The sequence below is a fragment of the Streptomyces sp. NPDC001606 genome, assembly GCF_053596835.1.
Genome location: NZ_JBSFHC010000003.1, coordinates 443,562 through 470,069, shown reverse-complemented (window position 1 = coordinate 470,069; position 26,508 = coordinate 443,562). Strand labels below are relative to the sequence as shown.

Annotated in this window: 16 protein-coding genes; 7 read left to right on the top strand and 9 right to left on the bottom strand. The window is 73.1% G+C overall.

From position 1 onward, the window contains the following. Positions 1-409 precede the first annotated feature (409 nt). Together ACWCV9_RS09690 and ptsP are read left to right on the top strand one after the other, a co-directional pair. Positions 410-859 carry a PTS sugar transporter subunit IIA gene (locus ACWCV9_RS09690; protein ID WP_385846740.1) on the top strand — a complete coding sequence of 150 codons (450 nt, stop codon included), beginning with the start codon at positions 410-412 and terminating at the stop codon, positions 857-859. A 79-nt stretch (positions 860-938) separates the two neighbouring features. Beyond that, positions 939-2,609, top strand: coding sequence for a phosphoenolpyruvate--protein phosphotransferase (gene ptsP / locus ACWCV9_RS09685; RefSeq protein WP_450785230.1), 1,671 nt, complete (start codon positions 939-941; stop codon positions 2,607-2,609). Positions 2,610-2,709: 100 nt separating this feature from the next. On the opposite strand, the gene ACWCV9_RS09680 is transcribed toward ptsP, so the two are convergent. Both ACWCV9_RS09680 and ACWCV9_RS09675 read right to left on the bottom strand, forming a co-directional pair. Beyond that, positions 2,710-3,603: a hypothetical protein gene (locus tag ACWCV9_RS09680; RefSeq protein WP_450785228.1), complete on the bottom strand. Its 894-nt coding sequence runs from the start codon at positions 3,601-3,603 to the stop codon at positions 2,710-2,712. 208 nt (positions 3,604-3,811) lie between these two features. Beyond that, the gene (locus ACWCV9_RS09675) at positions 3,812-5,779 is read right to left on the bottom strand and encodes an acetoacetate--CoA ligase (protein ID WP_450785226.1); all 1,968 of its coding nucleotides are present in this window, start codon (positions 5,777-5,779) and stop codon (positions 3,812-3,814) included. 213 nt (positions 5,780-5,992) lie between these two features. Between ACWCV9_RS09675 and ACWCV9_RS09670 the strand changes: the two genes are divergently transcribed. Next, on the top strand, positions 5,993-8,353 hold the full coding sequence (locus ACWCV9_RS09670) for a glycoside hydrolase family 31 protein (RefSeq protein ID WP_450785225.1): 2,361 nt from the start codon (positions 5,993-5,995) through the stop codon (positions 8,351-8,353). 10 nt (positions 8,354-8,363) lie between these two features. Here the strand turns inward: ACWCV9_RS09670 and ACWCV9_RS09665 are convergent, their stop codons facing one another. Further along, positions 8,364-8,900 carry an NUDIX domain-containing protein gene (locus ACWCV9_RS09665; RefSeq protein WP_450785223.1) on the bottom strand — a complete coding sequence of 179 codons (537 nt, stop codon included), beginning with the start codon at positions 8,898-8,900 and terminating at the stop codon, positions 8,364-8,366. A 226-nt stretch (positions 8,901-9,126) separates the two neighbouring features. On the opposite strand from ACWCV9_RS09665, the gene ACWCV9_RS09660 reads away from it, so the two are divergent. The 3 genes from ACWCV9_RS09660 to ACWCV9_RS09650 all read left to right on the top strand — a co-directional run bounded on the left by ACWCV9_RS09660 (position 9,127) and on the right by ACWCV9_RS09650 (position 12,553). Then, complete coding sequence (locus ACWCV9_RS09660) at positions 9,127-9,573, top strand: Zn-ribbon domain-containing OB-fold protein (protein WP_450785222.1); 447 nt, start codon at positions 9,127-9,129, stop codon at positions 9,571-9,573. After that, a complete protein-coding gene (locus ACWCV9_RS09655; protein ID WP_450785220.1) occupies positions 9,570-10,760 on the top strand; it encodes a lipid-transfer protein in 1,191 nt (396 codons plus the stop codon). Before ACWCV9_RS09660 ends, ACWCV9_RS09655 begins: the two co-directional genes overlap by 4 nt. Positions 10,761-10,903: 143 nt before the next feature. Continuing rightward, entirely contained in the window at positions 10,904-12,553 is a 1,650-nt protein-coding gene (locus ACWCV9_RS09650; RefSeq protein WP_450785219.1) for an EAL domain-containing protein, read from the top strand. Between the two features lie 301 nt (positions 12,554-12,854). Here ACWCV9_RS09650 and ACWCV9_RS09645 read toward each other — a convergent pair whose 3' ends face one another. Genes ACWCV9_RS09645 through ACWCV9_RS09625 form a run of 5 tightly spaced genes read right to left on the bottom strand, consistent with a single transcriptional unit; the run spans position 12,855 to position 20,840 of the window. Then, positions 12,855-13,460, bottom strand: coding sequence for a GTP-binding protein (locus ACWCV9_RS09645; RefSeq protein ID WP_385846727.1), 606 nt, complete (start codon positions 13,458-13,460; stop codon positions 12,855-12,857). Beyond that, complete coding sequence (locus ACWCV9_RS09640) at positions 13,441-17,079, bottom strand: hydantoinase B/oxoprolinase family protein (protein WP_450785217.1); 3,639 nt, start codon at positions 17,077-17,079, stop codon at positions 13,441-13,443. The genes ACWCV9_RS09645 and ACWCV9_RS09640 overlap by 20 nt, the downstream gene beginning before the upstream one ends. 24 nt (positions 17,080-17,103) lie before the next feature. Beyond that, entirely contained in the window at positions 17,104-17,499 is a 396-nt protein-coding gene (locus ACWCV9_RS09635; protein WP_450785215.1) for a DUF742 domain-containing protein, read from the bottom strand. 9 nt (positions 17,500-17,508) lie between these two features. After that, a complete protein-coding gene (locus ACWCV9_RS09630) occupies positions 17,509-17,943 on the bottom strand; it encodes a roadblock/LC7 domain-containing protein (RefSeq protein ID WP_385846724.1) in 435 nt (144 codons plus the stop codon). Continuing rightward, positions 17,940-20,840: a nitrate- and nitrite sensing domain-containing protein gene (locus ACWCV9_RS09625; RefSeq protein WP_450785214.1), complete on the bottom strand. Its 2,901-nt coding sequence runs from the start codon at positions 20,838-20,840 to the stop codon at positions 17,940-17,942. Before ACWCV9_RS09625 ends, ACWCV9_RS09630 begins: the two co-directional genes overlap by 4 nt. Before the next feature lie 419 nt (positions 20,841-21,259). Between ACWCV9_RS09625 and ACWCV9_RS09620 the strand changes: the two genes are divergently transcribed. Continuing rightward, on the top strand, positions 21,260-21,790 hold the full coding sequence (locus ACWCV9_RS09620; protein ID WP_450785212.1) for a hypothetical protein: 531 nt from the start codon (positions 21,260-21,262) through the stop codon (positions 21,788-21,790). A 76-nt stretch (positions 21,791-21,866) separates the two neighbouring features. Here ACWCV9_RS09620 and ACWCV9_RS09615 read toward each other — a convergent pair whose 3' ends face one another. Then, positions 21,867-26,507: a hypothetical protein gene (locus tag ACWCV9_RS09615; protein WP_450785210.1), complete on the bottom strand. Its 4,641-nt coding sequence runs from the start codon at positions 26,505-26,507 to the stop codon at positions 21,867-21,869. Position 26,508: the final 1 nt, after the last annotated feature.

Here is a 26,508-nt window from a genome sequence, read left to right as displayed (position 1 = left end):
CCGACGGACGGGGTATCAACATATCTGGCGTTGATTTTTGGCACGCTGTTGAGTTCTCAAGGAACGGTCGCTTCCTTTGTACTCACCCTCTCGGGCTTTCCTCCGGGCGCTTCCCTTCGGTGTTCCAAACTCTATCAGGGTTTTTCCGGCCCTCTGACCACCCTGCTGCGGACATGCAGAAGGGGATCCAGAGTTAGGATCCGACGAGTTTGGGTACTGCCGAGCGTGGTCGCTTTCGCGCCCCTCCGCCTCAGCAGGAGTTACGAATGTACACCCAGCCCGGAAGGCGGTGCAAATCCATGAGGTTGGTGGTCTAGACCACTTCCTGGTAGCTTCCAGACGGAACGGCCCCTTCATATGACATACGCTGCTGCTCAGTGCCGGCAGCTCCACTCCTTGGAGGCTTCCCATGACCACCGTGACGTCCCCGCTCGCTGGACGCGCCATCGGACTGGCCGCCGTGCCGGATCCGGTCTTCTCCGGGGCCATGGTCGGCCCGGGCACTGCCATCGACCCGGTGCGCGAGCCCTCCGAAGCCGTGGCGCCCGTGGACGGCGTCATCGTTTCTCTGCACCCGCACGCGTTCGTCGTGGTCGACGGGAACGGGCACGGCGTCCTTACGCATCTCGGCATCGACACTGTGCAGCTCAATGGCGAGGGCTTCGAGCTGCTCGTCAACAAGGGCGACACCGTGGCCCGGGGGCAGGCCGTCGTGCGCTGGAACCCCGCCGCGGTCGAGGCGGCCGGCAAGTCGGCGGTCTGCCCCGTCGTCGCGCTCGAGGCCACGGCCGAGGCTCTCTCCGACCTGCGGGACAGCGGTGATGTGAAGGCCGGCGACAGCCTCTTCACCTGGAACTGACGGCAGTGCCGTCGTGATGACGGCACACAGGACAACCATCGCGGCGGCGGGACCCGCCGCACTATCGGAGACGGGTGAGATGGAGACAACGCTGCGAGGCGTCGGCGTGAGCCATGGCGTGGCGATCGGCGAGGTTCGGCACATGGGTACGGCGGTGCTGGAACCGCCCGCCAAGCAGATCCCGGCGGAGGAGGCCGAGCGGGAGCAGGGGCGCGCCCGCCAGGCCGTGGACGCGGTGGCCGCCGACCTGATGGCGCGTGGCAACCTGGCCGGTGGCGAGGCCCAGGCGGTGCTCGAGGCGCAGGCCATGATGGCCCAGGACCCCGAGCTGATGGCGGACGTGGACCGGCGGATCGCCGTCGGCAGCACGGCCGAGCGTGCGGTGTACGACGCCTTCGCCGCGTACCGGGAGCTGCTGGCGGCTGCCGGTGAGTACCTCGCCGGCCGGGTGGCCGACCTCGATGACGTGCGGAATCGTATCGTCGCCCGGCTGCTGGGCGTGCCGATGCCGGGCGTGCCGGACAGCGACGAGCCGTATGTGCTCGTGGCGCGGGACCTGGCGCCTGCGGACACCGCCCTGCTGGACCCGTCTCTGGTGCTCGGTTTCGTGACCGAGGAGGGCGGTCCGACCAGTCACAGTGCGATCCTGGCGCGGGCGCTGGGCGTGCCGGCGGTCGTGGCGCTGCCGGGTGCCGGTGAGCTGGCCGAGGGCACGGTCGTCGCGGTGGACGGCAGCACGGGTGATGTCTTTGTGAACCCGAGCGAGGAGAAGAAGGCGGCGCTGGAGGCCGCGGCCGCCGAGCGCAAGGCCGCGCTGGCCGCCTCGACCGGTCCGGGTGCGACCGCGGACGGGCACAAGGTGCCGCTGCTGGCGAACGTGGGCGGGCCGGCGGACGTCCCCGCGGCCGTGGAGGCCGGGGCCGAGGGTGTCGGTCTGTTCCGGACCGAGTTCCTGTTCCTGGACGACAGCAAGAGCGCTCCTTCCGAGGAGAAGCAGGTCGAGGCGTACCGGCAGGTGCTGGAGGCGTTCCCCGAGGGCCGTGTGGTCGTGCGGGTGCTGGACGCGGGTGCGGACAAGCCGCTGGACTTCCTGACTCCGGCGGACGAGCCGAACCCGGCGCTGGGTGTGCGGGGTCTGCGGACGCTGCTCGACCACCCGGAGGTTCTGCGGACGCAGCTGACCGCGCTGGCGAAGGCCGCCGAGGGTCTGCCCGTCTACCTCGAGGTGATGGCGCCGATGGTGGCGGACCGTGCGGACGCGAAGGCGTTCGCCGACGCGTGCCGTGAGGCGGGGCTGCGGGCGAAGTTCGGTGCGATGGTGGAGATCCCGTCGGCCGCCCTGCGGGCGCGCTCGATTTTGCAGGAGGTCGAGTTCCTGTCGCTGGGGACCAATGACCTCGCGCAGTACACGTTCGCGGCGGACCGGCAGGTGGGTGCGGTGTCGCGGTTGCAGGATCCGTGGCAGCCGGCGCTGCTCGACCTGGTGGCGATGGCCGCCGAGGCGGCCGGGGCCGAGGGCAAGAGCTGTGGTGTGTGTGGCGAGGCGGCGTCCGACCCGCTGCTGGCGTGTGTGCTGACCGGTCTGGGTGTCACCTCCCTGTCGATGGGTGCGGCGTCGATTCCGTATGTGCGGGCGACGCTGGCGAAGTACACGCTGGCGCAGTGCGAGCGTGCCGCGGCTGCCGCGCGGGCGGCGGACAGCGCTGCGGATGCGCGCAGTGCGGCGCAGGCGGTGCTGTCCGGCGAGTAGTCGGTCGGGCCGGTGTGCCGGGGTTTCAGGGGCGTCCCGCCTTCGGGTGGGACGCCCCTGGCGTGTCCGGGGTGGTGCCGGGCCGGTCTGCGCGGTGTGCTCAGTGGCGGTGCTCGGCGGCTGTGCCTTCCGTGCCGAGGTCCGGTGGCTCGCCGTAGTCGACGCCGGACTCCGGTGGGATGAGGTCGCCGGAGATGGCGTCGGTGCAGTAGGCGTCGAAGACTTCGGAGGCGGTGAGGGGCTCCAGGCCGCCGGCGCGCAGTCGCCAGCCGTAGACGCGGTCGGGGTTGCCGGGGGCGGTGGTGCGCAGGACCAGTCCGCCGGGGCTGCGGGTGGCGAGGCCGAGGGCGAGGACGCTGGTGAATTCCAGGGCCTCGGCCTCGTCGAGGTGGAGGGCGCCCTGCTGGTCCTGGTCGGCGTGCAGGGCGGAGATGAGAGTGTCCGGTGGTCCGGAGACGCTGCACACGAGGTGCCGGTCGCCGGCCGGTGCGGTGTCGAGGATGCGGACCAGGAGTTCGGAGGCCCGGGTGAAGGCGGCCCTGCCGATGTCCTCGCCGCAGGTCGGGCAGGGGCCGAGGCGGGTGAGCAGGGTGCTTGCGTACTCCCAGGTGGCTTGGCGTACGGCTTCGTCGACGAGGGCGGGCAGGAGGGTGGCGAGTGGGCGGCCGTCGTAGGGGATGGTGGGGCCGGTGGCCGCGAGTTCCGCGGTGAACCGGGTCCGGCTGGCGGGCTGGTCGGGGTCGAGGCCGGTGTCGGCGCAGAATGCCGCGTAGTCCTCGGGGTCGAAGAGGGCCAGGGTGGTGTGGCTGCCCTGGGCGGCTCGGGTCTTGAGGAGGGCCTCCACCTGTTGGAGGTAGGTGCTGTGGTCGTCGAAGGTGAAGCTGCGGTAGCGCCGCATCGCCCGGAAGTCATGTTCGTCGGTGAGCAGGCCGATGGTGCCGGCGATCTCGCGGCGCAGGACGCGTCGCATGCTCAGGTGGTCGGTGTGCGCCATGATTCCCCCAGTGCGCAGTCGATCAATGCTCACTCACCGTAACCGACGGCACTGACAACGGGGTCGGCTGAAGCCTGTCGCCGACCAGGCGGTGCTGGTTTGCGCAGGTCACCGCGGTAGGGGCGCCGAGGAGCCGTCCGGGCGAGTGGACGGCTCCCGATGACGGTGGTGACGCCGAGTGGGCCGATGGGGCGCTGGGTCCGGGGGATCAGGCGCGCTTGCGGGCCAGTTCCTCGTAGAAGCCGAGCAGGGCGAGGTTGTCGATGGATCCCGGGTTGACCGCCTTCTCCAGGGGGGTGCCCTGGAGGAGACGCTTGACGGGGACCTCGATGCGCTTGCCGGTCAGGGTGTGCGGGACGCCGGGTACCTCGATGATCTCGTCGGGTACATGGCGCGGCGAGAGCTGTTCGCGGATGGCCTGCTTGACGCGGTTGAGGAGTGCCTCGTCGAGGACGGCGCCCGGTGCGAGATGGACGAACAGCGGCATCCAGTAGCCGCCGTCGGGCTGTTCGACGCCGATGACCAGGGATTCCTGGATCTCCGGCAGACGCTCGACGACCTCGTAGATGTCGGCGGAGCCCATGCGCACGCCCTGCCGGTTGAGGGTGGAGTCGGAGCGGCCGTGGATGATCACGGTGCCCCGGGAGGTGAGGGTGATCCAGTCCCCGTGGCGCCAGACGCCGGGGTAGGTGTCGAAGTAGCTGTCGTGGTAGCGGCTGCCGTCGGGGTCGTTCCAGAACCGGACCGGCATGGAGGGCATGGGGTTGGTGACGACCAGCTCGCCGACCTCGTCGACGAGGGGCTTGCCGCTGGGGTCCCAGGACTGGAGGTCGGTGCCGAGGCCGGGCGCCTGGAGTTCGCCCGTGTAGACCGGGAGGGTCGGTACGGCTCCGGCGAAGCAGGAGCAGACGTCGGTGCCGCCGCTGACGGAGGCGATCCACAGGTCGTCGCGGACCTCGTCGTGCAGCCAGCGGAACCCGTCGGGCGGCAGCGGCGAGCCGGTGGTGGCGACGCACTTCACCGTCGAGAGGTCGAAGTCGCGGACGGGGTGGACGCCGGCCTTGCGGCAGGCCATGACATAGGCGGCGGAGGTGCCGTAGAGGGTGGCGCGGGTGCGTTCGGCGATCCGCCACTGGGCTCCGGTGTCCGGGTAGCCGGGGCTGCCGTCGTACAGGACGATCGTGGTGCCGGTGAGCAGGCCGGAGACGAGGAAGTTCCACATCATCCAGCCGGTCGAGGTGTACCAGAAGAAACGGTCCTCGGGGCCGAGGTCGCAGTGCAGGCCGAGCTGCTTGAGGTGTTCGACCAGGATGCCGCCCTGGGACTGGACGATGGCCTTGGGCAGGCCGGTCGTGCCCGAGGAGTAGAGCACCCACAGCGGGTGGTCGAAGGGCACCTGCTCGAAGACGGGCTCGGTGTCCTGCGCGGTCAGCGCCGACCAGTCCAGGGCGCCTTCGGGTGCCGGGGTGCCGAGCAGCGGGATGTGGACGACGGCGCGCAGGGTGGGCAGTTCGCGGCGCAGCTCGGCGACGGTCTCGCGGCGGTCGTGTTCCTTGCCGCCGTAGCGGTAGCCGTCGACGGTGAAGAGGACGACGGGTTCGACCTGCTGGAAGCGGTCCAGGACGCTGCGGGCGCCGAAGTCGGGGGCGCAGGAGGTCCAGACGGCGCCGACGGCGGCTGTGGCCAGGAGGGCGACGACGGCCTCGGGGATGTTGGGCAGGTAGCCACTGATCCGGTCGCCGGGGCGGACGCCGAGGACACGGAGTTCGGCGGCGAGGGAGCCGACCTGGCGGCGCAGCTCGGACCAGGTCACCGGGCGTGGTTCGTGGGTCTCGTCCACGTGGAGGAGGGCGGGTTCGTCCGCGCGGTCCGCGGCGGCGCGCAGGGCGTGTTCGGCGTAGTTGAGGGTGGCTCCGGGGAACCACTGGGCGCCCGGCATGGCCCGGTCGCCGAGCACGCGCGCGTAGGGGGTCGAGAACCGTACGTCGAACCACTCGGTGACGGCTTTCCAGAAGGTCTCCGGCTGGTCGACGGACCACCGGTGCAGAGCCGGGTAGCCGCCTTCTGCAGGGGCGCCGTGGTGTTCGGCGGCCCATGCCTGGAAGCGGGTGATGCGGGCCTGGGCGATCCGCGCGGGATCGGGCTGCCAGAGCGGCTGAGGATTCGCGGTCGACATGGGGCGGCTCCCGGGCTGTGCGCGTCGTGTGCGTCGTCCGCGCACGGGCTGGGGTGTGCGCGTGACGCGGCTGACAGGGACGATGCCATGTGATCGACTTCTGCACCAGGGTGTGCCCCACATAGTCCCCCTCTTGAAGATGTGGTGCGGGCACGGGTGAACGGCAGTTGAACGACACGCGCGGGCGGGTCGCGGGGTGGCAGGGTGAGCAGCATGGACGGTCGTGACCTGGTGCGTTCGGTGAGTGTGGTCGGTTCGGGGAGAGCGGTTCGGGGGTTGCGTACCGTACGGGCGGCGTGGCGCAGGAGGCGGATCGATGCCGCCGGGCTGCCGCGGCGGGGGGCCGAGCGGGCGCGGGTCCCGGGCCGGGTGGAGGCCGTGGAGCCGGGGCCCGGGGGCGGGGTGATCCGGTTCAGCCGGTCCGAGCTGCGGATCACCGTGGCGGTGAACGGGGCGGTGTTCTGGGGGTGGGACGGCACCGGGCCGCATCCGTCGTACGCGCTGGCCGGGAAGGCTCCCGAGCCGGATCCGCGGGCGGTGCTGGAGCCGGACAAGGACGGCGGCTGGCGGGTCGTGGCCGAGCGGGTGACGGTGGTGGTCTCGCGGCACGGCGCGGTGGAGGTGTGCACGCCCGGCGGTGTGACCTTGCGGCGGGATCTGCCGCCGCGCTGGTGGGAGCCGGTGGGCGGGGGCGCGGCGCGGTGGATGCAGCGGTCGGAGGTGGCGGCGGACGCCCGGTTCTTCGGGCTGGGCGGACGGGCGTCCGGGCCCCGGCTGCGGGACGGGGCGTACCGGTTGTGGAACACCGATCCCGGGCGCGCTTTCGGCCCGGGTGACGATCCGCTGTATCTGACCATGCCGGTGCAGCTGGTGGTCGCGGACGCCGGCACGCATCTGGTGTTCCACGACACCACGTGGGACGGGGTGGTGGTCCTGCGCGAGGGCGAGGAGGGCGCCGGGTCCGGGCACGACCGGGCGGGACGCTGCGAGGTGCGGATGGACGGCGGTCCGCTGCGCTGTTGGGTGATGGCGGGGACTCCCGCGCGGGTGCTGCACACGTGGGCCTCGCTGACCGGGGCGCCCGCGCTGCCGCCCGCGTGGGCGCTCGGCCACCAGCACGCGCGGTGGGGCTTCGGCAGCGAGCAGGAGGTGCGTCGGATCGTCGCGGGCTACCAGGAGCGTGATCTGCCGCTGGACGCGGTCCATCTGGACATCGATCACTACGACGACCATCAGGTGTTCACCGTCGACCAGGAGCGTTTCCCCAAGCTGCCGGTGCTCGCGGAGGAGCTGCGCCGGGACGGGATCCGGCTGGTGTCCGTCGTGGATCCGGCCGTGAAGGCGGCAGCGGGCAATGCCGTGTACGACAGCGGCTCCGCCCTGGACGCCTTCGTGCGGGACGCCACGGGGCGCGAGGTGCGGGGCGTGGCGTGGGCGGGAGAATCGGTTTTCCCGGACTTCACGCGCGCGCGTGTGCGCGCGTGGTGGAGCGGGCTCTACGAGGAGCGGCTGGGCCAGGGGTTCGCCGGGTTCTGGCACGACATGAACGAGCCGACCTCGTTCAACGCCTTCGGTGAGTCGACGCTGCCGCGCTCGGCCCGGCACGCGCTGGAGGGGCGTGGGGGCGACCATCGGGAGGCGCACAACGTGTACGCGCTGTGCATGGCCCGGGCGGCTTACGAGGGGCTGCGCGAGCTGTCGCCCCAGGAGCGGCCTTTCCTGTTCTCCCGCTCGGGCTGGGCGGGCATGCAGCGGTACGGCGGCACCTGGTCGGGGGATGTGGCGACGGGCTGGCCGGGGCTTCGGGCGTCCCTGTCGCTGGTGCTGGGGCTCGGACTGTGCGGGGTGCCGTACTCGGGTCCGGACGTGGGAGGGTTCGACGGCAGTCCGTCGCCCGAGCTGTATCTGCGGTGGTTCCAGCTGGGCGCGTATCTGCCGCTGTTCCGCACCCATGCGGGCCTGCGGGCCGGGCGGCGGGAACCCTGGGAGTTCGGGGCCGAGGTGCTGGAGCACGCGCGCGTGGCGCTGCTGGAGCGCCGGCGGCTGTTGCCGTATCTCGTGACGGTCGCGCATCTCGCCCGGCGGACCGGGGCGCCCTATGTGCGCCCGGTGTGGTGGGGGGCGCCGGAGGACCGGGCGCTGCGGGACTGCGAGGACACGTTTCTGCTCGGCGACGGTCTGCTGGTCGCTCCGGTGCTGGAGCCGGGGGCCGTCCGGCGTGCGGTGCAGCTGCCGCGGGGCCGCTGGTACGACACGGCGACGGAGGCGGCGTACGAGGGCCCGGCGCAGGTGCTGGTGGACGCGCCGCTGTCCCGGATACCGGTGTTCGCGCGCGCGGGATCGGTGATACCGGTGCGCGACACCGACGGTGCGCCGGCACTCGAGGTGTGGGCGCCGGCCCGTGGCCGGACGGGGGGCGGCCTGGTCGTGCCGGACGCGGGCGACGGGTGGGACGAACCGGAGCTCGAACGCTACGCCGCCCGCTGGCAGGGCCGGCGGGTGGTGGTCACCAGGGAACGCGAGGAGGGGTCGGCCGAGCCGGATCGTCCCGTGCGCGTACGGGGGCTGGGCTGAGCCGCGCGGCTCAGACGTACCGCCCCTCGAACCAGGCCCGCACGGCTGCGGTGTGCAGCGGGAACGCCAGTTCCTCGGGCCTGCGCAGCAGGTGCCAGCCCTCGGTCTCGTCGGTGGGGCCGGAGGGCGGCAGCCCCTCGGCCGGACGTTCCGGGAGGAGTCCGAAGAGCAGCAGATGGCCGTCGGGCGAACTCATGGCGTCGACGAGCCGCACGTCTCGGGCGGCGGCGTCGATCCCGGTCTCTTCCTTGAGTTCACGGACGACGGCCTGCTTCCAGTCCTCCCGGTCGTCGATGTAGCCCCCGGGCAGGGCCGTGCCTCCGCGCGCGGGTGCGATGGTTCGCGTGATGACGACCAGGGACGTACCCCTGGTGTCGTACACGGGCTGGAGCGCGATGGCGACCGGCAGCGGGTTGCGGTAGGCGACGCCGCCGCAGGAAGGGCAGGTGCGCGGCCAGCCGAGGACGCCCTCTCCATAGGGCGCTCCGCAGCGCGAACAGTGGGAGTCCGGCGCGGAGTTGGCAGTGGGTTGCTGAGTTTCGGACACGCGCGGACTGTATCCGATCAGAGGAAGGGCGTCTTCCGGTCGTGGCGTGCCGAGAAACGAAGGGCATGCGCGAGGGGCGGCCGGAATCACCCCCGTCGACCCCGGCCGCCCCTCCTGTACCAGGACGCGGGGAGGGGACGTTCGGTTCACACGGGCGCCCTGCCCTTTTGCCGTCCTGCGTGGCAGACTTCTGACGCTTCGTCAGATTCCTCGGTGGGGAGGGACTTTGCCGCACAGACACGCGCCCGCGGTGGCCGGATGGTTCACCGGTGAGGGTGACGGCTTCCGGCTGCTGGGCACGCGCTGCTCGTCCTGCGCCTCGGTCTTCTTCCCGCGCGAGGACGTCCACTGCCGGAACCCCTCCTGCCCGGGCGGGACGCTGGAGGAGGTGCCACTGTCCCGGAGGGGGCGGATCTGGTCGTACACCGACAGCCGTTATCGGCCACCGTCACCCTATGTGAGCAATCCGGAACTTCCCTGGGTGCCGTACGCGTTGATCGCGGTGGAGCTGGCCGCCGAGCGCATGGTGGTGCTGGGACAGGCGGCTCCCGGGGTCACCGTCGCCGATCTGACGGTGGGCATGGAGGTCGAGGCCGTCGCCGGGGTGCTCCGCGAGGACGCGGAGACGGCCTGGACGACCTGGCACTGGCGGCCGACGCGGGTGGCGGTGTGACCAAGGACGTGGCGGTGCTCGGTGTCGGCATGCACCCCTGGGGCAAGTGGGGGCGGTCCTTCGTGGAGTACGGGACGGCGGCGGCCCGTGCGGCTCTCGCGGACGCCGGTCTGGACTGGGCGGACGTCGGGTCCGTCGTCGGCGCGGACACGGTGCGTGGCGGCTATCCCGGGTATGTGGCCGGTGCGACGTTCGCCCGGGCGCTGGGCTGGCAGGGGGCGCGAGTCTCCAGCGTGTACGCCGCCTGCGCGTCCGGGGCGCAGGCCATCGCCACCGCGCGGGCGCAGATCCTCGCCGGGCTCGCGGACGTCGTCCTCGTCGTGGGCGCGGACGCGGCGCCGAAGGGGTTCTTCCGGCCCGCCGGCGGTGATCGTCCGGACGACCCGGACTGGCTGCGCTTCCGCCTGCTGGGCGCGACGAATCCGGTGTACTTCGGGCTGTACGCGCGCCGGCGGATGGCGGTGCACGGCGACACACCGGAGGACTTCGCCCTGGTGAAGGTGAAGAACGCGGCCATGGGAGCGCTCAACCCATATGCCCGCTACCGCAAGCGGGTCACCGCCGAGGAGGTCGCGGCCTCGGCGGTGGTGGCCGATCCGCTGCGGCTGCTGGACATCTGCGCCACTTCGGACGGCGGCGCGGCCCTGGTGCTGGCCGGTATGGACTTCGCCCGGCGGCACGGCGTGGACCGGCCGGTGCGCATCCGCGCGGTGTCGACGGTGACCCCGCGCTTCCCGAACCCGGTGCTGGACCTGCCGGACATCGCCACGGACTCCGCTGTCGCCGTCGAACCGGCCGGCGAAAGCTTCCGGGCGTCCATCGCCCGGACCGCGTACGAGGAGGCGGGCTTGGGCCCCGAGGACCTGTCCGTGGCCGAGGTGTACGACCTGTCCACCGCGCTGGAGTTGCAGTGGTACGAGGATCTGGGGCTGTGTGCCGAGGGGGAGGGCGCGAAACTGCTGCGGGAGGGCGTGACGGCCCCGGGCGGCCGGATACCCGTCAACACCAGTGGCGGTCTTGCCTCTTTCGGGGAGGCGGTGCCGGCGCAGGCCATCGCCCAGGTTTGCGAGCTGACCTGGCAGCTCAGGAGCGCGGCGGGCGACCGCCAGATCGCTGGTGCGCGCGTGGGGATCAGCGCCAACCAGGGGCTTTTCGGGCATGGCTCGGCGGTGATCGCGGTGAGATGAGAGACGGCGCGAGGGTCTGTCATGTGACTGCGGTGGCTGCTGTGACCCTTGTGTTTGCCTACGCTCCGCGATCACCCCGGATTGCTGCGTGAACGTCTCATGAACTGCGCCTGGGCGTACGCCCGCGGAGCCATCATGCTCCCGTGCACTCCTGGACGGATAATCTCCGCTTCGCCTTCCAGCCGGTGGTCAACCTGAGGACGGGCGTGGTCGCCGCTCTGGAGACGCTCGCCCGCCCGGAAACCGGTGACGTCCTTTCCGAGGCCCGCCGCGATCCGGAACTCGACGCGAAACTCGCCGTGCTGGCGCTGCGCGCGGCGACGCGGAAGGAGACGCTGCTGCCGCTGCACCTCAACGTGTTCGCGGCCACGCTCGCCGATCTCGGCGGCCTCACCCCGCTGCGGGACGCCGTGCGCGCGGCGGGACGCATGCCCTGGGAAGTGACCCTCGACATCGTCCCGCCCTGCACGCACGTGCCGCAGCGGGCCCTGCTGGAGGCGGTGGCCACGCTGCGCGAGCAGGGGTTCCGGATCAGCGCCGACGGGATCGGGGACGGTGACGTCCCGCTCAGGCTGCTCACCGACCTCTGCCCGGACCTGGTCAAGCTCGACGCCTCTCTGCTGGCCCGGCCGGCCGCCGTACGGGCCATGCGCACCCTGTGCGAGGAGCTGGGCGCCCTGGTGGCGGTGGAGGGCGTGGAGACGGAACTCCAGTACGCGTCCGCGCTGTCGGCCGGCGCTCAGCTGGCGCAGGGAGAGCTGTTCGCGCCGCCGGCGCGGATCCCCGCGGCGGACGTGTACATTCCGGCCCACTCCCCCGGCGTCCTGGCCACCCCCCGGTCGGGGCCGTCGGTACGGGAGTTCGTGCGGCCCGCCGCCGTCCTGCCGGTGACCGCAGCGGCGGGACAGGTGCGGGCGCTGCTCACCGGGTCGCCGGACGTCTCCGGTGTGCTGCTGGTGGACCAGGCCGGCCGGCCCGTCCGGTCGGTGCACCGCTCACGTTTCCTGCTGTCGATGTCCGGCCGCTACGGGCATGCGCTGTACGCGGACCGGCCGGCCTTCAAGCTGGGCGACCTGCCGCGCACGGTGGGCATCGATGCCACGGCGTGGGAGGTGCTGGACGTGGTGGCGGTCGGCGGCCGGGACCGGACCTCCGACGACGTCGCCGTGGTCGACGCGCGCGGCCGGTGCGTGGGGGTCGTACGCCTCGCCGACCTGGTGCGGGCGCTGGCGGAGAGCCGGGTCGAGGAGGCGGCCGGTCTCAATCCGCTGACGCGGCTGCCCGGTTCGGACGTGATCACGAGTGAGGTGGACCGGCGGATCGCGGACGGGCGGACGTTCGCGCTGAGCTGGCTGGACATCGACCACTTCAAGCAGGTGAACGACGGTGCCGGTTTCGCCGCGGGCGACGAACTGATCCGTTCCCTGGGGCGGGCGCTCGCGCAGGCGGCCGCGGGCCACGCGCGCGTGGGCCACATCGGCGGGGACGACTTCCTCGTCCTGGCCGACGAGGAAGCGCTCGATCCGCTGGTGACCGCCGTGCTCGACACGTCCTGGTCCGTCGGCGGCCGGCCGGTCACCCTCTCGCTGGCGACCGTGGTGTGCGCTCCGGACAGCGTGCGGGACCACCGGCAGGCCGCCGCCCGGCTGGCTCCGCTGAAGCAGACGGCGAAGGCGCTGGCCGGGATGAGCTGGGTGCTCGGGCGCGCCGGGCTGCCCGGCCACGAGGTCCGGCGTGGCAGCTCGGCAGCGGCTCCGGCGCAGACCGGGTACGCGACGGCCGAGCCGGGATGACCAACCGCCGTGCCCGGCCCACCCGTTGGCGGCCTCCAGGGTGCGGTCCGGGCCGGGCCGCCCGCTGTCACCGTCGCCGTCGACAGCCTTGACGCCCCCGTGGCGCCGGTGAACACTTCCCGGTGTCAGCCGACATCGCCGTACATTCTCGGTGTTATCAGGCAATGCGCCATGGACTCGTCCTGTTCCTCGGCCTGCCGGGAGCGTAGGAATCGCTGTACGCGCGCGTGCCGCGCACCGGACCACGGCCCGCACCCCGGTCGGCGGGGGTGCGGGCCGTGCCGTGGCGTCGTGGCCCCGGTCAGCCGACGACCGCCCGGCGGCGGTCCGCGGCGTACTCCATGGCGTGTTCGACGACTCCGATGAGTACTTCCTTGACCGATTCCCGGTCCCGGGCGTCGGTCAGCAGGACGGGCACGTCATCGTCCAGGTCGAGGGCCTGACGCACGGCCTCCGCCGGGTAGCGGGCGGCGCCTTCGAAGCAGTTGACCCCGACGAGGAAGGGTATGGAGCGCCGCTCGAAGTAGTCGACGGCGGCGAAGCAGTCCTCCAGCCGGCGGGTGTCGGCGAGGACGACGGCGCCGAGCGCGCCCTCGGACAGCTCGTCCCACATGAACCAGAACCGTTCCTGCCCGGGCGTGCCGAAGAGGTACAGCACCAGGTCCTCGCGCAGGGTGATGCGGCCGAAGTCCATGGCCACGGTGGTGGTGTGCTTGGCTTCCACGCCACGCGTGTCGTCGACCGGCCGTCCGGCCTCGGTGAGCAGCTCCTCGGTGCGCAGCGGCCTGATCTCGCTGACCGCGCCGACGAGGGTCGTCTTGCCCACGCCGAAGCCGCCGGCCACCAGGATCTTGAGCGTGACGGGCTCGACCGGGGGCTTGCCGCGCTCAGAACGCCCGAAGATCATCGGTCTCTTCTCCTGCTCGCTGGGGGTCGGGCGACGGTCGGCCGTAGCCGCCGCCACCGGGGGTTTCGATGACGAGTACGTCGCCGGGACCGACGTCCGCGGAGCCGCTCCCGCCGAGGTCCGTGACCGTGCCGTCGGCTCGCTCCACCCGGTTGCCGCCGAGCGCTCCGGGCGCGCCGCCGGCCATGCCGTACGGGGGCACGCGGCGGTGCTGGGAGAGCGTGGAGACGGTCATCGGCTCGAGGACCCGGATACGGCGTACGGCGCCGTCGCCGCCGGGCCAGCGCCCGGCGCCGCCGCTCCCCGGGCGGACGGCGAACTCCTCCAGCCGGACCGGCAGCCGCCACTCCAGGACTTCCGGGTCGGTGAGCCGCGAGTTGGTCATATGGGTCTGGACGACCGCGGCGCCGGGAAAGCCGTCCCCGGCTCCGGATCCGGAGCCGACCGTCTCGTAGTACTGGTGGTTCTCGTTGCCGAAGGTGACGTTGTTCATGGTGCCGGAACCCTCGGCCTGGACCCCGAGCGCGGCGTAGAGGGCGCCGGTGATGGCCTGGGAGGTCTCGACGTTGCCCGCGACCACGGCGGCGGGCGGCTCGGGCGCGAGCATCGAACCGGGCGGGACGACGATGTCCAGCGGCCGCAGACAGCCGTCGTTGAGCGGGATGTCGTCGGCGACCAGGGTGCGGAAGACGTACAGGACGGCCGCGTTGACGACGGCGAAGGGGGCGTTGAAGTTGGTGGCCAGCTGTGCCGAGGTGCCGGTGAAGTCGATCGTCGCCCGGCGTTCGGCCCGGTCGACGCGGACGCGCACGCGGATGACGGCGCCCGCGTCGGTCTCGTAGGCGTAACTGCCGTCGCCCAGGGCGTCGATGACACGCCGGACAGCTTCCTCGGCGTTGTCCTGGACGTGCCGCATATAGGCCTGCACGACGTCGAGGCCGAACTCGGCGATCATGCGGCGGACTTCGTCGACCCCCTTGCGGTTGGCGGCGATCTGGGCGCGCAGGTCGGCGAGGTTGGTGCGGGGGTTGCGGGAGGGGTGGCGGGCCCCGGTCAGCAGGCGGTGGGTCTCCTCCTCGCGGAACCGGCCCCGCTCGGCGAGGAGCCAGTTGTCGAAGAGGACCCCCTCCTCCTCGATGGTGCGGCTGTGGGCCGGCATGGAGCCCGGGGCGATGCCGCCGATCTCGGCGTGATGGCCGCGGGAGGCCACGTAGAAGAGGATCCGCTGGTCACGCTGCGTGTCCGTCGCCGCGTCGGTGTCGAAGACCGGGGTGATCACGGTGACGTCGGGCAGGTGGGTGCCGCCGTGGTACGGGTCGTTGACCGCGTAGGTGTCGCCCGGCTGCATCGCGGTGCCGCGGCGACGGATGACCTCTTTCACGCTGGTGCCCATGGAGCCCAGGTGGACGGGGATGTGGGGGGCGTTGGCGACCAGGTTGCCGTCGGGGTCGAAGAGGGCGCAGGAGAAGTCCAGGCGTTCCTTGATGTTGACGGACTGGGCTGTGGACTCCAGCCGGGCACCCATCTGTTCGGCGATCGACATGAAGAGGTTGTTGAAGACCTCAAGCAGAACCGGGTCGGCTTCTGTGCCGAGATCGGAACTCTGCGTGACCGCCGTGCGTTCCACCACCAGATGCCCGTCGTCGGTCGCCACGGCCCGCCAGCCGTCGTCGACGACGGTCGTGGCACTGGCCTCCGTGATGATCGCGGGGCCGGTGACGGTCTCGCCGGGAGGAAGGGCCTCGCGGCGGTGGAGGGGTACGTCGCGCCAGGCGCCGCCGGTGTGCAGGCGGACGGTCTCGGGTGCGGCCGGCCGGCCCTGGTAGGGGGCGAGGGCGGACAGATCGGGGGGTGGGGTGATGCCGATGGCTTCGACGGAGAGGGCTTCGACGACGATCGGGCGGTCGAGGGTGAAGGAGTACGTGGCGCGATGACGTTCTTCGAAGGCCCGCTTCATGGTGTCGGGCTCGGTCAGCTCGACGGTGAGGGTGGTGTCGGTGCCGTCGTAGCGGAGCTGCGCGCGGCGGGTGACCTCGATGGTGTGCTGCGGGACGTCCTCGGCGGCGAGTTCCGCGCGTGCGGCGGCCTCCAGCTCGTCGGCGGTCTGGCGGATGCCGGGCATGGCGGCGGCTTCCAGGGGCGCTTCGACGGACTGTTCGCGCATGGCCGTGGTGTCCGCGAGACCGATGCCCAGCGCGGACAGGACGCCCGCCATGGGCGGTACCAGGACGGTGCGGATGCCGAGCGACTCGGCGACCCGGCACGCGTGCTGGCCGCCCGCGCCGCCGAAGGTGGTCAGCGCGTAGCGGGTGATGTCGTGGCCCTTCTGGACGGAGATCCGCTTCACGGCGTTGGCGATGTTGGCGACGGCGATCTGGAGGTAGCCCTCGGCGACCTGCTCCGGGGTGCGGTCGTCGCCGGTCTGCCGGTGGATGTCGTCGGCGAGGGCGGCGAACCGGTCGCGGACGAGGGCGGTGTCCAGGGGCTGGTCGCCGCCGGGGCCGAAGACCGCAGGGAAGTGGGCGGCCTGGATGCGGCCGAGCATCACGTTGGCGTCGGTGACGGTGAGCGGGCCGCCCGCGCGGTAGCAGGCGGGGCCCGGGTCGGCGCCGGCCGAGTCGGGGCCGACCCGGTAGCGGGAGCCGTCGAAGTGCAGCACGGAGCCGCCCCCGGCGGCGACGGTGTGGATGTCGAGCATCGGGGCGCGCAGCCGGACGCCCGCGATCTGCGTGGTGAAGACGCGCTCGTACGCGCCGGCGAAGTGCGAGACGTCGGTGGAGGTGCCGCCCATGTCGAAGCCGATGACGCGGTCGAAACCGGCGCGCTGCGACATCCGGGCCATCCCGACGATGCCCCCGGCCGGCCCGGAGAGGATGGCGTCCTTGCCGCGGAACCGCCCGGCCTCGGTCAGCCCGCCGTTGGACTGCATGAACATCAGCCGGACACCGTGGAGTTCGTCGGCGACCTGGCGCACGTAGCGGCGCAGGACGGGCGAGAGGTAGGCGTCCACGACGGCGGTGTCCCCGCGCGGCACCACCTTCATCAGCGGGCTGACCTCGCTGGACAGCGAGATCTGCGGAAAGCCGGTGCGGGCGGCGAGTTCGCCGACGGCGCGCTCGTGGCCGGGGTACAGATGGCTGTGCAGGCAGACGACGGCGACCGCGCGGATCCCGTCGTCGTACGCCTGCCGCAGCGGGCCCGCGAGGGCGTCGAGGTCGGGTGCGCGCAGGACGGTGCCGTCGGCGGCGACGCGTTCGTCCACCTCGATGACGCGCTCGTGCAGCAGCTCGGGCAGTTCGATGCGGCGGGCGAAGATCTGCGGGCGGTTCTGGTAGGCGATGCGCAGCGCGTCGCGGAAGCCGCGGGTGACGATCAGCAGGGTGCGCGCGCCCGTGCGTTCCAGCAGTGCGTTGGTGGCGACCGTGGTGCCCATGCGGACGGCCTCGACGGGCTCCGGGGAGCCGTCGAGGAGTGCGCGTACCCCGGCGACGGCCGCGTCGGCGTACCGTGCCGGGTTGTCGGACAGCAGTTTGTGCGTGAGCAGCCGGCCGTCCGGGCGACGCGCGACGACATCGGTGAAGGTGCCGCCGCGGTCGACCCAGAACTGCCAGCCTGTCACGTCACTACTCCGCTTCCGCGCCGGTCACAGCGCCCGCAGGCCGTTGATCACGTCGCGCAGAATACTCTCGTCCGGCAGTTCGGCCGGAGGCACCGGGCGCGTCACATGGACGAGTTCCGCGTGCACCAGGTCGCCGATGAGCACACGGACCACACCGATGGGCAGGTCGAGTTCCGCGGCGAGTTCGGCGACCGACTGCGGGGCGTCCCGGCACAGCCCGACGATGTCCACGTGCTCGGGGGACAGCGTCGGGTCCTTTTCCGGGTCGTCGGCGTCGGGTTCCGTGACGACCACCGCGATCACGTCGAGGCGGTGCTGGGCCGGACTGGTGGTGCGGCCGCGCGTCATGGCATAGGGGCGGACGACCGGTCCGGCGTCGTCGTCGAACCAGTGGCTGCTTCCCTGACCGTCTCCGCTCATGCCATCCCACTACCCGCCTGCGGGCAGATCGGTGCGCGGAGCGGTGCCGAGATGCACGCCGACCCTCTTGACCAGCAGTGTCATCTCGTAGGCGACCTGGCCGACGTCGGAGTCGGCGTCCGAGAGGACCGCCAGGCAGCTGCCGTCGCCGGCGGCGGTGACGAACAGGAAGGCGTCGTCCAGCTCGACGACCGTCTGCCGCACGCTCCCCGCGTCGAAGTGCCGGCCGACGCCCTTGGCCAGGCTGTGGAAGCCGGAGGCGACGGCGGCCAGATGCTCACTGTCCTCCCGGCTCAGGTCCCTGGACACCCCCGTGGGCAGACCGTCGCCGGACAGGACGACGGCCTTGCGGATGCTGGCGACCCGGTCCACCAGCTCGTCGAGCAGCCAGTTCAGTTCTCCCTTGTCGGTCGCCGTGTGGCCGGTGGCCCTCGGTTCGGTCATCGACCGTCCCCCTTAGTCGTTCCTTGTGCTGTGCCGTTCCTGGCGCTGTCGCCCGCGGCGTTCTCCTCCCGGCCGCGCTGCCAGCCGCGCTGGAGCGAGGCCATTCGGCTGCGGACCTCGTCGGCGTCGCGGTCGGCGGCCGGCTCCGCCGACCGCTGTGCGCGCCGCTCGGTGTCCTGCTTGAGCTGCGGAGCCAGGCTGGCCTGCCGTACGCGCCGCGGCAGCGGCCCGGTGGCCGGGTCCGCTCCGGCGCCGGTGGGCGGCGTGGTGTCGCCGGCAGGCGAGGTCGTGTCGCCCGCGGGCGGGGCGGTGCCGCCGTGCTGCGGGCCGGTGCCGTCCCGGCCGGGGCCGCCCGGGGCGGGCTCGGGGCGGGTGCGCCGGGGCAGCGGCGGTGCCTCGGGCGTCTCGTGGGCGCCGTCGGCCGAGGAGGCGTCGTGTTCCTCGGTCCGGCCGGAGAGTCCGGCGGGGCGCCGGGAGGGCGTACCGCGGCGGCGGGCGGGCAGCGGGGCGAGTCCGCCGGTCTCGGGTTCGCGGGGGCCGTCGCCGGGCCGCGGTTCCGTCTCGTCCCGGCGGGAGCGCTGGTCGGTGACGGGCCTGCCGTGCGAGCTGACCAGCTTGGGCGTCTGCCGGCGGGGCAGGGGGACGGGGCCGCGGTCACCGGTTCCGTACCGCGCCGGGCGGTCGGTCGCCCGCGGGGCCGGCGCAGGATCGCCGGTCTCGTCCTCGGGCTCGTCCGTGGCCTGGTCGGCGGCGCGGGAGAGGGGACGGCGCGGGCGGAACAGCCCGCCGCGCTCGCTGTCCTCGTCGGTCAGTGCGCCGGGGAAGTCGTCGATGGCGTCGAGATCGACGGGCGCCTCCAGCTCGACCGGGCCGTCGAGCAGGGAGGTCGGCAGGCCGGGCAGCCGCAGCGGCGTGCGGGAGCCGGCAGGCCGGTCCGCCGTCCGGTCGCCGCCCTTCGCCGGGCGGTCCCGGTCGAGCCGGAAGCCGGTCCCGTTGGTGTCCGGGACGTCGTCGGTGAGCAGCGCGTCGGGGATGAAGACGACGGCGGTGGTGCCGCCGTACGGCGACGGCTGGAGGGAGACCCGGACGTTCTGCCGCTGGGCGAGCCGGCTGACGACGAACAGCCCGAGGCGGTCGGTGTCGGAGAGTTCGAACTCGGGGGTCTCGGCGAGGCGCAGATTGGCCTCCAGCAGTGCCTCGGCGGTCATCCCGAGACCCCGGTCGTGGATCTCCAGGGTGAAGCCGTTGGCGACCCGTTCACCGATCACCTGGACGGCCGTGTGCGGGGGCGAGAAGACGGTGGCGTTCTCCAGCAGCTCGGCGACGAGGTGGGTCAGGTCGGCGACGGCCGGGCCGGTGACGGCGACCCGGGCGAGCCGGCGGACCTCGATGCGCTCGTAGTCCTCTACCTCGGCGACGGCGGCCCGGACCACGTCCATCAGCTGGACGGGGCGCCGCCACTGCCTCGACGGTGCGGCGCCGGAAAGGATCACCAGGCCCTCGGCGTGCCGGCGCATACGGGTGGTCAGATGGTCCAGGCGGAACAGATCGGCGAGTTCGTCGGTGTCCTCGGTCCGGCGTTCCATGGTGTCGAGCAGTGTGAGCTGCTTGTGCAGCAGCACCTGGCTGCGCCGGGCGAGGTTGACGAAGACCTCGGCGACCCCGGCCCGCAGCTCGGCCTGTTTCACGGCGGCCTCGACGGCGGCACGCTGGAGCGTGTTGAGCGCCTGGCCGACCTCGCCGATCTCGTTCTTGTCGTACTCCAGGCGCGGAACCTCGGTCTCGACGTCGACCTGTTCCCCCGCGGAGAGCCGGCGCATCACGCTGGGCAGCCGGACCCCGGACGCCTCGTGCGCCTCCAGGCGCAGCTGCCGCAGATCGCGGATGAGGACGCGGCCGATCCGTACGGAGAGGAGGATGGACAGCAGGACGGCGACCAGACCGAGCAGGCCCGCGACGGCGGCCTGTGCGATGACGCCCATGGCCACCGAGCGCATACGGTCCTGGAAGCGGTCGGTGGCCTGATCATCCAGGGTGCCGAGTCCGGCGAGCGTGCCCGCCGCGGCGGAGTCCCAGCGCCGGGCGGTCAGTTCGCGGGGCGCGCCGGAGTCCATGCCGGTGATGCTGCGCTCGGCCGCGCGCAGCGGGGCGGTGGTGGCGTTGCCCCAGAAGCGTTCGTAGCGCTCCCGCTCCGAGTCGGGCAGCAGCGGCAGGCTGATGTCGTAGATCAGCGTGCGCTGGGCGACCAGGCCGGAGATGGCGCGGGTCTCGTCATGGGTGAGCCGGCCGACGACGAGGGAGGAGCCGAGCAGGGCGTCCTCGCGGGAGAGCAGTTCGCGGGCGCGGATCAGGGAGACCAGGGAGCGGGCCTGGCGGTCCATCGTGACGTCGTCGGGGCTGTCGAGGTCGTCGAGCACCGCGAAGCAGGGGTCGACGAGGTGGTTGTACTGGTCGAAGGCCTGGGCGCGGGTGACCGTGCCCTGCTCGACGTTGCGGCGCAGGGAGTCCAGGCCGTCGAAGGCGTCCAGGACGGCGGCCAGGCGCTCGGTGTCGCCGGCGCCGAGGCCGCCGAAGATGTCGTGGTCCTTGATGTTCGTGCGCAGGGTGGTGATCGCCCGGTCGGTGGCGGTGCGGGTGCGGTGCAGCGCGGAGAGGGCGTCGGCGGCCCGCGGGTCGGCGAGATAGACCAGGGTCTGGCGGCGCTCCTGCTGAAGGACGCGGACGGTGTCCTCGGTGGGATAACCGATCTCCTGGACGACGTCGGACACATGGAACAGCTGGGCGACGTCGCGGCCCGTGAGGACCGTGGCGAAGCCCCAGATCGCGGTCAGGCACACCAGGGGCACGAGAAGCAGCGCCACGATCTTCCGGCGGATCGACTTCCCGCGAAACCGCATGGCCTCCCCCAGCTCGCCCCCCGCCGGCCCGGGGGTGTCATGTGCGTCAACAAACGGCGCGAGCCTACTACCGCCTCACAGATAACTCGAAGACATGTCCGGAGGCTGAACTTCCGCACCGGCGGCGAGAGATGGCGAGTTGTCCGGGCATTGCGGGAGATTGCCCCCGTGATTCGGCTGCCCGTCACCGGGCCGATGCCGCCGTCAGTTTGGCTGGTTGGCTGGTTTTTTTCGGCGGTCGGGAATCTTCGGGGCATCCCGTTCGTCGTTCTGTACGGGAAATGGGGGCGGAATGGGCCACAGGAGCCGCATCCCGCACCCCGGCGGCGTAAAACTGCGCAAGCCGGGCAGCCACTGGGGAGTCGGGGCCTGCGGGCGCCGGGGCAAGCGGTCTGTCGGCGGTGGGGAGTGACACGGTGATGGGCACGGCGGAGCGGCGCAGGGCGCCCGGGAAGAGCGTGGCGGACCGCTCGGCGCGAGGGGGCCATGAGATGCCGGACCGCGGCATTCCGGCGCCGCAGCGCGCCAGGGAGTCCGCCGGGACCGAACAGCGGCAGAGCTACCGACCGTTGTGGATCGAGGAGCCCGCGAAACGGCACCCGCTGCCGGACCCGGTGCGTACGGCGGCGGTGCGCGCGGTCCTGGTCATCTCGGTGACGCTGATCCAGGCGATGGTCGCGTTCCTGTGCACGATGGCCGACTCCTGGCTGGCGTTCCCCATGGTGGTCAGCAGTGTGGCGAGCACCGTGGTGGCCACGTGGTCGGTGGTCGACGTATGGGTGACCCGCCAGGTCTGGAACCAGCGGTACGGCGTGGTCTCCGAGCCGAGCAGCACGGCCCGGGCGCTGCGGCGCGAGCGGCGGGCCCGCCGGCGCCAGGAGCAGGCGGCCCTGCGGGAGCAGGAGCGGATACGCCGACGGGGCGGTGCGGGGCAGCTGTCGCACTCCTGAGGCCGCCCCCAGGGGCTCGGCTCCCGCCGGTGAGGGCCGGCGGGACCCGAGAAGGGCGCGGTGCGTCCGACATACCTCAGGACGCGGTGGGTGCCGGCCTCTTGAACATCCGGGTGGCCGTGATCTCGCTGTGCACCGCTTCTCCGGCCTGGGGTTGCTGCGGCAGACCGGGCCGGAGGTGTTCCTCCACGCTGATGTACTTCAGGCCCGCCCTGAGGTCGGCGTCGTTGCGCAGCCGGATGACCAGCGGGAACTCGGCGAGCGCGGTCGTGTCGAACAGGCCGGTGGTGTACAGGAGCTGCACGCCCAGTGCGTCGGACACGGCCCGCTGGAGTTCCAGCAGGTAGGTCGCGTTGGCGCGGCCGATCGGGTTGTCCAGGAACAGGGTGCCCGCGTGGCGGTGCTTGTCGCGGCCCCGGTCATTCGAGCGCAGGGCGGCCATCGTGCAGTACAGGGCGATGGCCGCGGTGAGCAGCTGGCCGCCCGAGAAAACATCACCCATCTGTCCGACGGGGACCCGCTCGGCGCGCAGTACGGCGTCCGGCTTGAGGATCTCCACGGCCACGCCCTTGGGTTCGAGGGCCGCGGCGACTCCGCGCAGCAGCAGGGACATGCCGTCCCGGCGCAGGTCGGAGTTCTTCTTCACGGCCGCGCGGGTGGCGTCGTCGATGACCTCGCCGAGCCGCTCGGTGAGCGTGGCCTGGTCGGGTTCCTCGAAGCGGATGCGCAGGAACTCCTGCCCGGACCACTCGCCGAGGCCCTCGGGCAGCCGGGAGAGGCGCTGGGCGGAGCGCAGCGTCGCCAGTGAGGTCTCCACGAGTCCGCGCAGCCGGTCCACGATCGAGTCGCGGTTGCGCTCCAGCTGGGCCAGCTCGTCGGTGAGGACACGCAGGCGCGGCGCGAAGGCGTCCGCCCACTTCTGGGCGTGCTCGGGCAGCGCGGAGGCGGGCAGTTCACGGATCTGCTGCCGGGCGGGGGTGCGGACCTGCTCGTACCGCGTGGAATTGGCGTGCCGGACGAGGACGTCGCTCGCCTCGCGTACGGCCGCCTCGGCGGCGGACAGGTCGGCGGCGCAGCCGCGCAGCGAGCGGCGGGCCTCGGCGGCGGAGTGCCGGGCCTCCTCCAGGGTGCCGGGGTAGGGCTCCGGCTCCTCCTGCTCCTCCTCCGGGGTGTGCTCGCGCAGCAGGTCGCGGAGCATGGCGGCGATCTCGTCGAAGCCGCCGGCCGCGTCCTCGGCGGCCCGGTGGGCGTCCAGCAGCTCCGTGTGCGCCTCGCGGGCCTCGGCCACCGCCTCGGTGCGGGTGGCGAGTTCGGCGGTGGCGGTGCGCAACAGGGCCTGGGCGTGTTCGGCGTCGCGCGGGAGCAGTTCCTCGGGCAGCTCGGTGTGCGCCTCGCCGTCCTCGGGCGCGAGCCGCTCGGCCTCGCCGCGCAGCCGGCCGAGCTGCTCGCTGGCGGTCGACACACGGGTCTCCAGGAGCTGCACCAGCTCCTCCGCGCGCGCGGCGGCGGCCTGCCGGGACGGCCCGTCGGAGCCGTCGGGCGATTCGAGCAGCTGCTCGGCGCGGGTGCGGACCTTGTTGCTGAGCCGGTCCAGTTCGGCGCGGGCGGCGCTCTCGTCGCTCTCCGCGCGGGCCTGTTCGGCACGCAGGTCGGCGCCGACGCCGACCTTCTCGTACACCTGGGAGGCGGCCCGGTAGGCCTCGCGGAGGGCGGGCAGGGAGGCCTTGGGGGCGTCGCCCTCGGGCTCGGGCAGGTCGTCGGGGGCGCCGGCGATCTCGGCGCGCTCGGCGCGCAGGGCGCGCGCGGTACGGCGGGCGTCGTCGGCGGCGCGCTGGGCGGCGCGGCGGTCCTCGTCGGCGGCCCGGGCTCGCTCCAGGCAGGACTGGGCGCGGGCCTCGGACTCGGTGGCCTCGTCGGCGAGTTCGCGCAGCCGGGCCTGCCAGCCCGCGCGCTCGCGGAGCCGGAAGGCGAGGCCGGCGAGGGCGTCGGCGGCGCGCCGGGCCTTCTGTGCGGTCTCCTGCCGTTCGTCCCGGATCTGTGCGGCCTCGGCGGCGGCTTCGTCGGCCTCGGCGCGCAGGGTGCGTGCCTCGGCCAGCTCGGCCTCGGCCTCCTCGGCGAACGCGCGTGCCTCCTGGGCGGTTGCGGCCAGTTCGGTGAGGCGTCCGGCGGGGCAGCCGGTGCGCCAGGAGGTGAGCCGGGCGGCCAGTTCGCGGTCCTTGCCGAGGCGGGCGGCCAGGGCGCGGATCTCCTCGTCGCGCTCGGTGGCCCGCACGCGCAGGGCCTGCCGCTCCTCGTCGGCGGCGTGCTCGTCGTGCATGGCCGGGTTCGGCGGCACCAGGAAGACGTCGCCCGAGGCCGCGTCCGCGGCCGGGGCGGGGGCGAGCAGGGCGGCGGCCGTGCCGACCGCGACGGCGGAGCGGGGCAGCAGGGCGGCGTCGCCGAGCGCCTCGCGGGCCCGCGCGTGGGTGTCCGGGTCGGTGATGATCACGCCGTCGACCAGTTCGGGCCGGGCGGCGAGCACCCGTGCGTGGTCGGCGGGGTCGACGGCCTGGGCGAGGTAGCGCCAGCCGGGCAGCGCCGGGATGCCGTGCTCGCCGAGGAACTCGACGGTGGCCAGCACGTCCGGGCCGGGCGGCAGCAGCCCGCCGTCGCCGAGGGCGCCGAGGATCCGGGCGTCGTCGGCGGCGGCCGTACGCAGTTCGAAGAGGTGCCGTTCGGCGGTCGTGACGGCGTCGTCGAGCAGTTCGCGCAACTCGTCGGCGAACCGGTCGAGCTCTTCGGGGGTGAGGGAGCCCTCGGTGGTGGCGGTGGCCGGCGCGGTACCGCCGGCGTCCTCCGTCCTGGGCGCGGGCACGGCCACGCGCGCGGGTGCGCCCGGCAGGCTCAGCAGCTCGGCGAGGCGCTCCTCGGCGGCCAGTGCCTCGGCCAGGCGGCGCTCGGCGTCGTAGGCGCGTGCGGCGGCGGTCGCCGCGTCGGCCGCGCGGGCCGCGGTCAGCTCGGCGCGGGACTCCGCGGCGGCCGCTTCGCGCGCGTGCTCGGTGGCCTTGCGGGCGGCCTCGCGGGCGAGGTCCCAGGCGGCCACGGCGGTCTTCTCGGCGTCGCTGGCGGCGAGCGCGGCCCGGGCCGGGTCGGCGTCCGGGGCGCTGTCGTCGAGCCAGCCCGCGCGGACCGCCTCGGCGGTCTCCTGCTCGACCTCGGCGAGGCGCTGGCGCAGGTGCCCAACCTCGCTGCGGGCGCGCTGTGCCTCGGTGGCGGCGGTGGTGGAGTCCCGGTAGGCGGAGTCGCTGACCTCCTGGAGGGCGGCGGACCGCTCTTCCTCCTCGTTGGCGAGGTTCTCGGCGCTCCCGGCGGCGGCGTGCAGGGCCCGTACGAGGTCCACGGCGGCCTTGGCGCGGGCGGCGAGCGCGGGGGCCGCGTCCCGTTCGGCCTCCTGGATGGCGGCGGACACGCGCGCGACCCGGTCGGCGGCGGCGCGGTGGCGCAGCACGGCCTCGGCGGCCTGCCAGGCGGAGTGCAGGGTGCGGGCGTCGGCCAGCTCGCGCTTCTGCGCGGCGGCGGCCTTCTCCGCGGCGGCGAGCGCCAGCGAGGCGTGCCGGAAGGCGAGTTCGGCGGCGATCAGGGCGCTGCGCTCACGGGCGCCCTCGGAGTGCGTGACGGTGTACGCGGCGGCGGTGACCCGCTGGGCGAGGTCGGCGGCCCGGACCCGCTCCTGCACGGCCCGGGCGGACAGCCGCCGGGCCAGGGTGCGGGTACGGCGCTCGGCGGCGCCGTGCACGTCACGCGCGCGTGAGCGGGCTTCCGCGGCCTCCACGATCCGCCCGAGCAGATCGGCCGACCCGGCGGTGAAGTCCCGTTCGGCGATCAGTTCGGCGCGTCGGCCGAGCTTGTTGCCGAAGCCGCTGACGAGGTCAGCGAGGCCGTCGGTGTCGCGGGTGTCGGTCACCGCGCGCAGCAGCAGGTCGGTGAAGTCGGAGTCCTTCTTGACCGCGAAGAGACCGGCCGCCTCGCCCTCGTCGGCGTTCATCTCCCGCTGGTAGCGGAAGAGTTCGGGGTCGAGGCCGAGCTCGCCGAGGTGTTCGGTCCAGCGCTCGTGGATCTCCTCCCAGTGCACCTCCAGGTGCGGGTAGGCCTTGCCGGCCTCCATGAGGGCGTCGCGGAAGCCCTTCATGGTGCGGCGGCGGCCCTGCGCGCCCGAGGTGCCCTCGACGGGCGGCCGTACGGCGGTGGACTCGGCGACGGGCAGGTTGTCCAGGCTGAGCCCGGGGCCGGGCCGGAAGGAGTACCAGGCCTCGGCGAACTTGCGCGGGTCGTTGGAGACCTGCCGGCCGCGCCACTCGCTGACCTTGCCGACGACCACGCACTCGCCGGTCTGCACGTGCTGCCATTCCAGCGCCACATGGCCGCAGTCGTCGGCGAGCAGGAACTTGCGCAGCACGCCGGAGCTGGCGCCGCCGAGGGTGTTGCGGTGGCCGGGCAGCATCACCGAGAAGATCAGCTTGAGCAGGACGGACTTGCCGCCGCCGTTCTCCAGGAAGAGCACGCCGGCGGGCGCGGGCCGGCGCGGCGGCCCCGACGGCTCCTCCTCGAAGAACTCCGCCTGCGTGGGCGCCGGGTCGGGCACGGGTGCGCCCACGCCCCGCAGGTCAAGCACGGTGTCGGCGTAGCGCGCACCGGCGGGCCCGATGGAGTAGAGGCGGACCCGGGACAGCTCGTACATG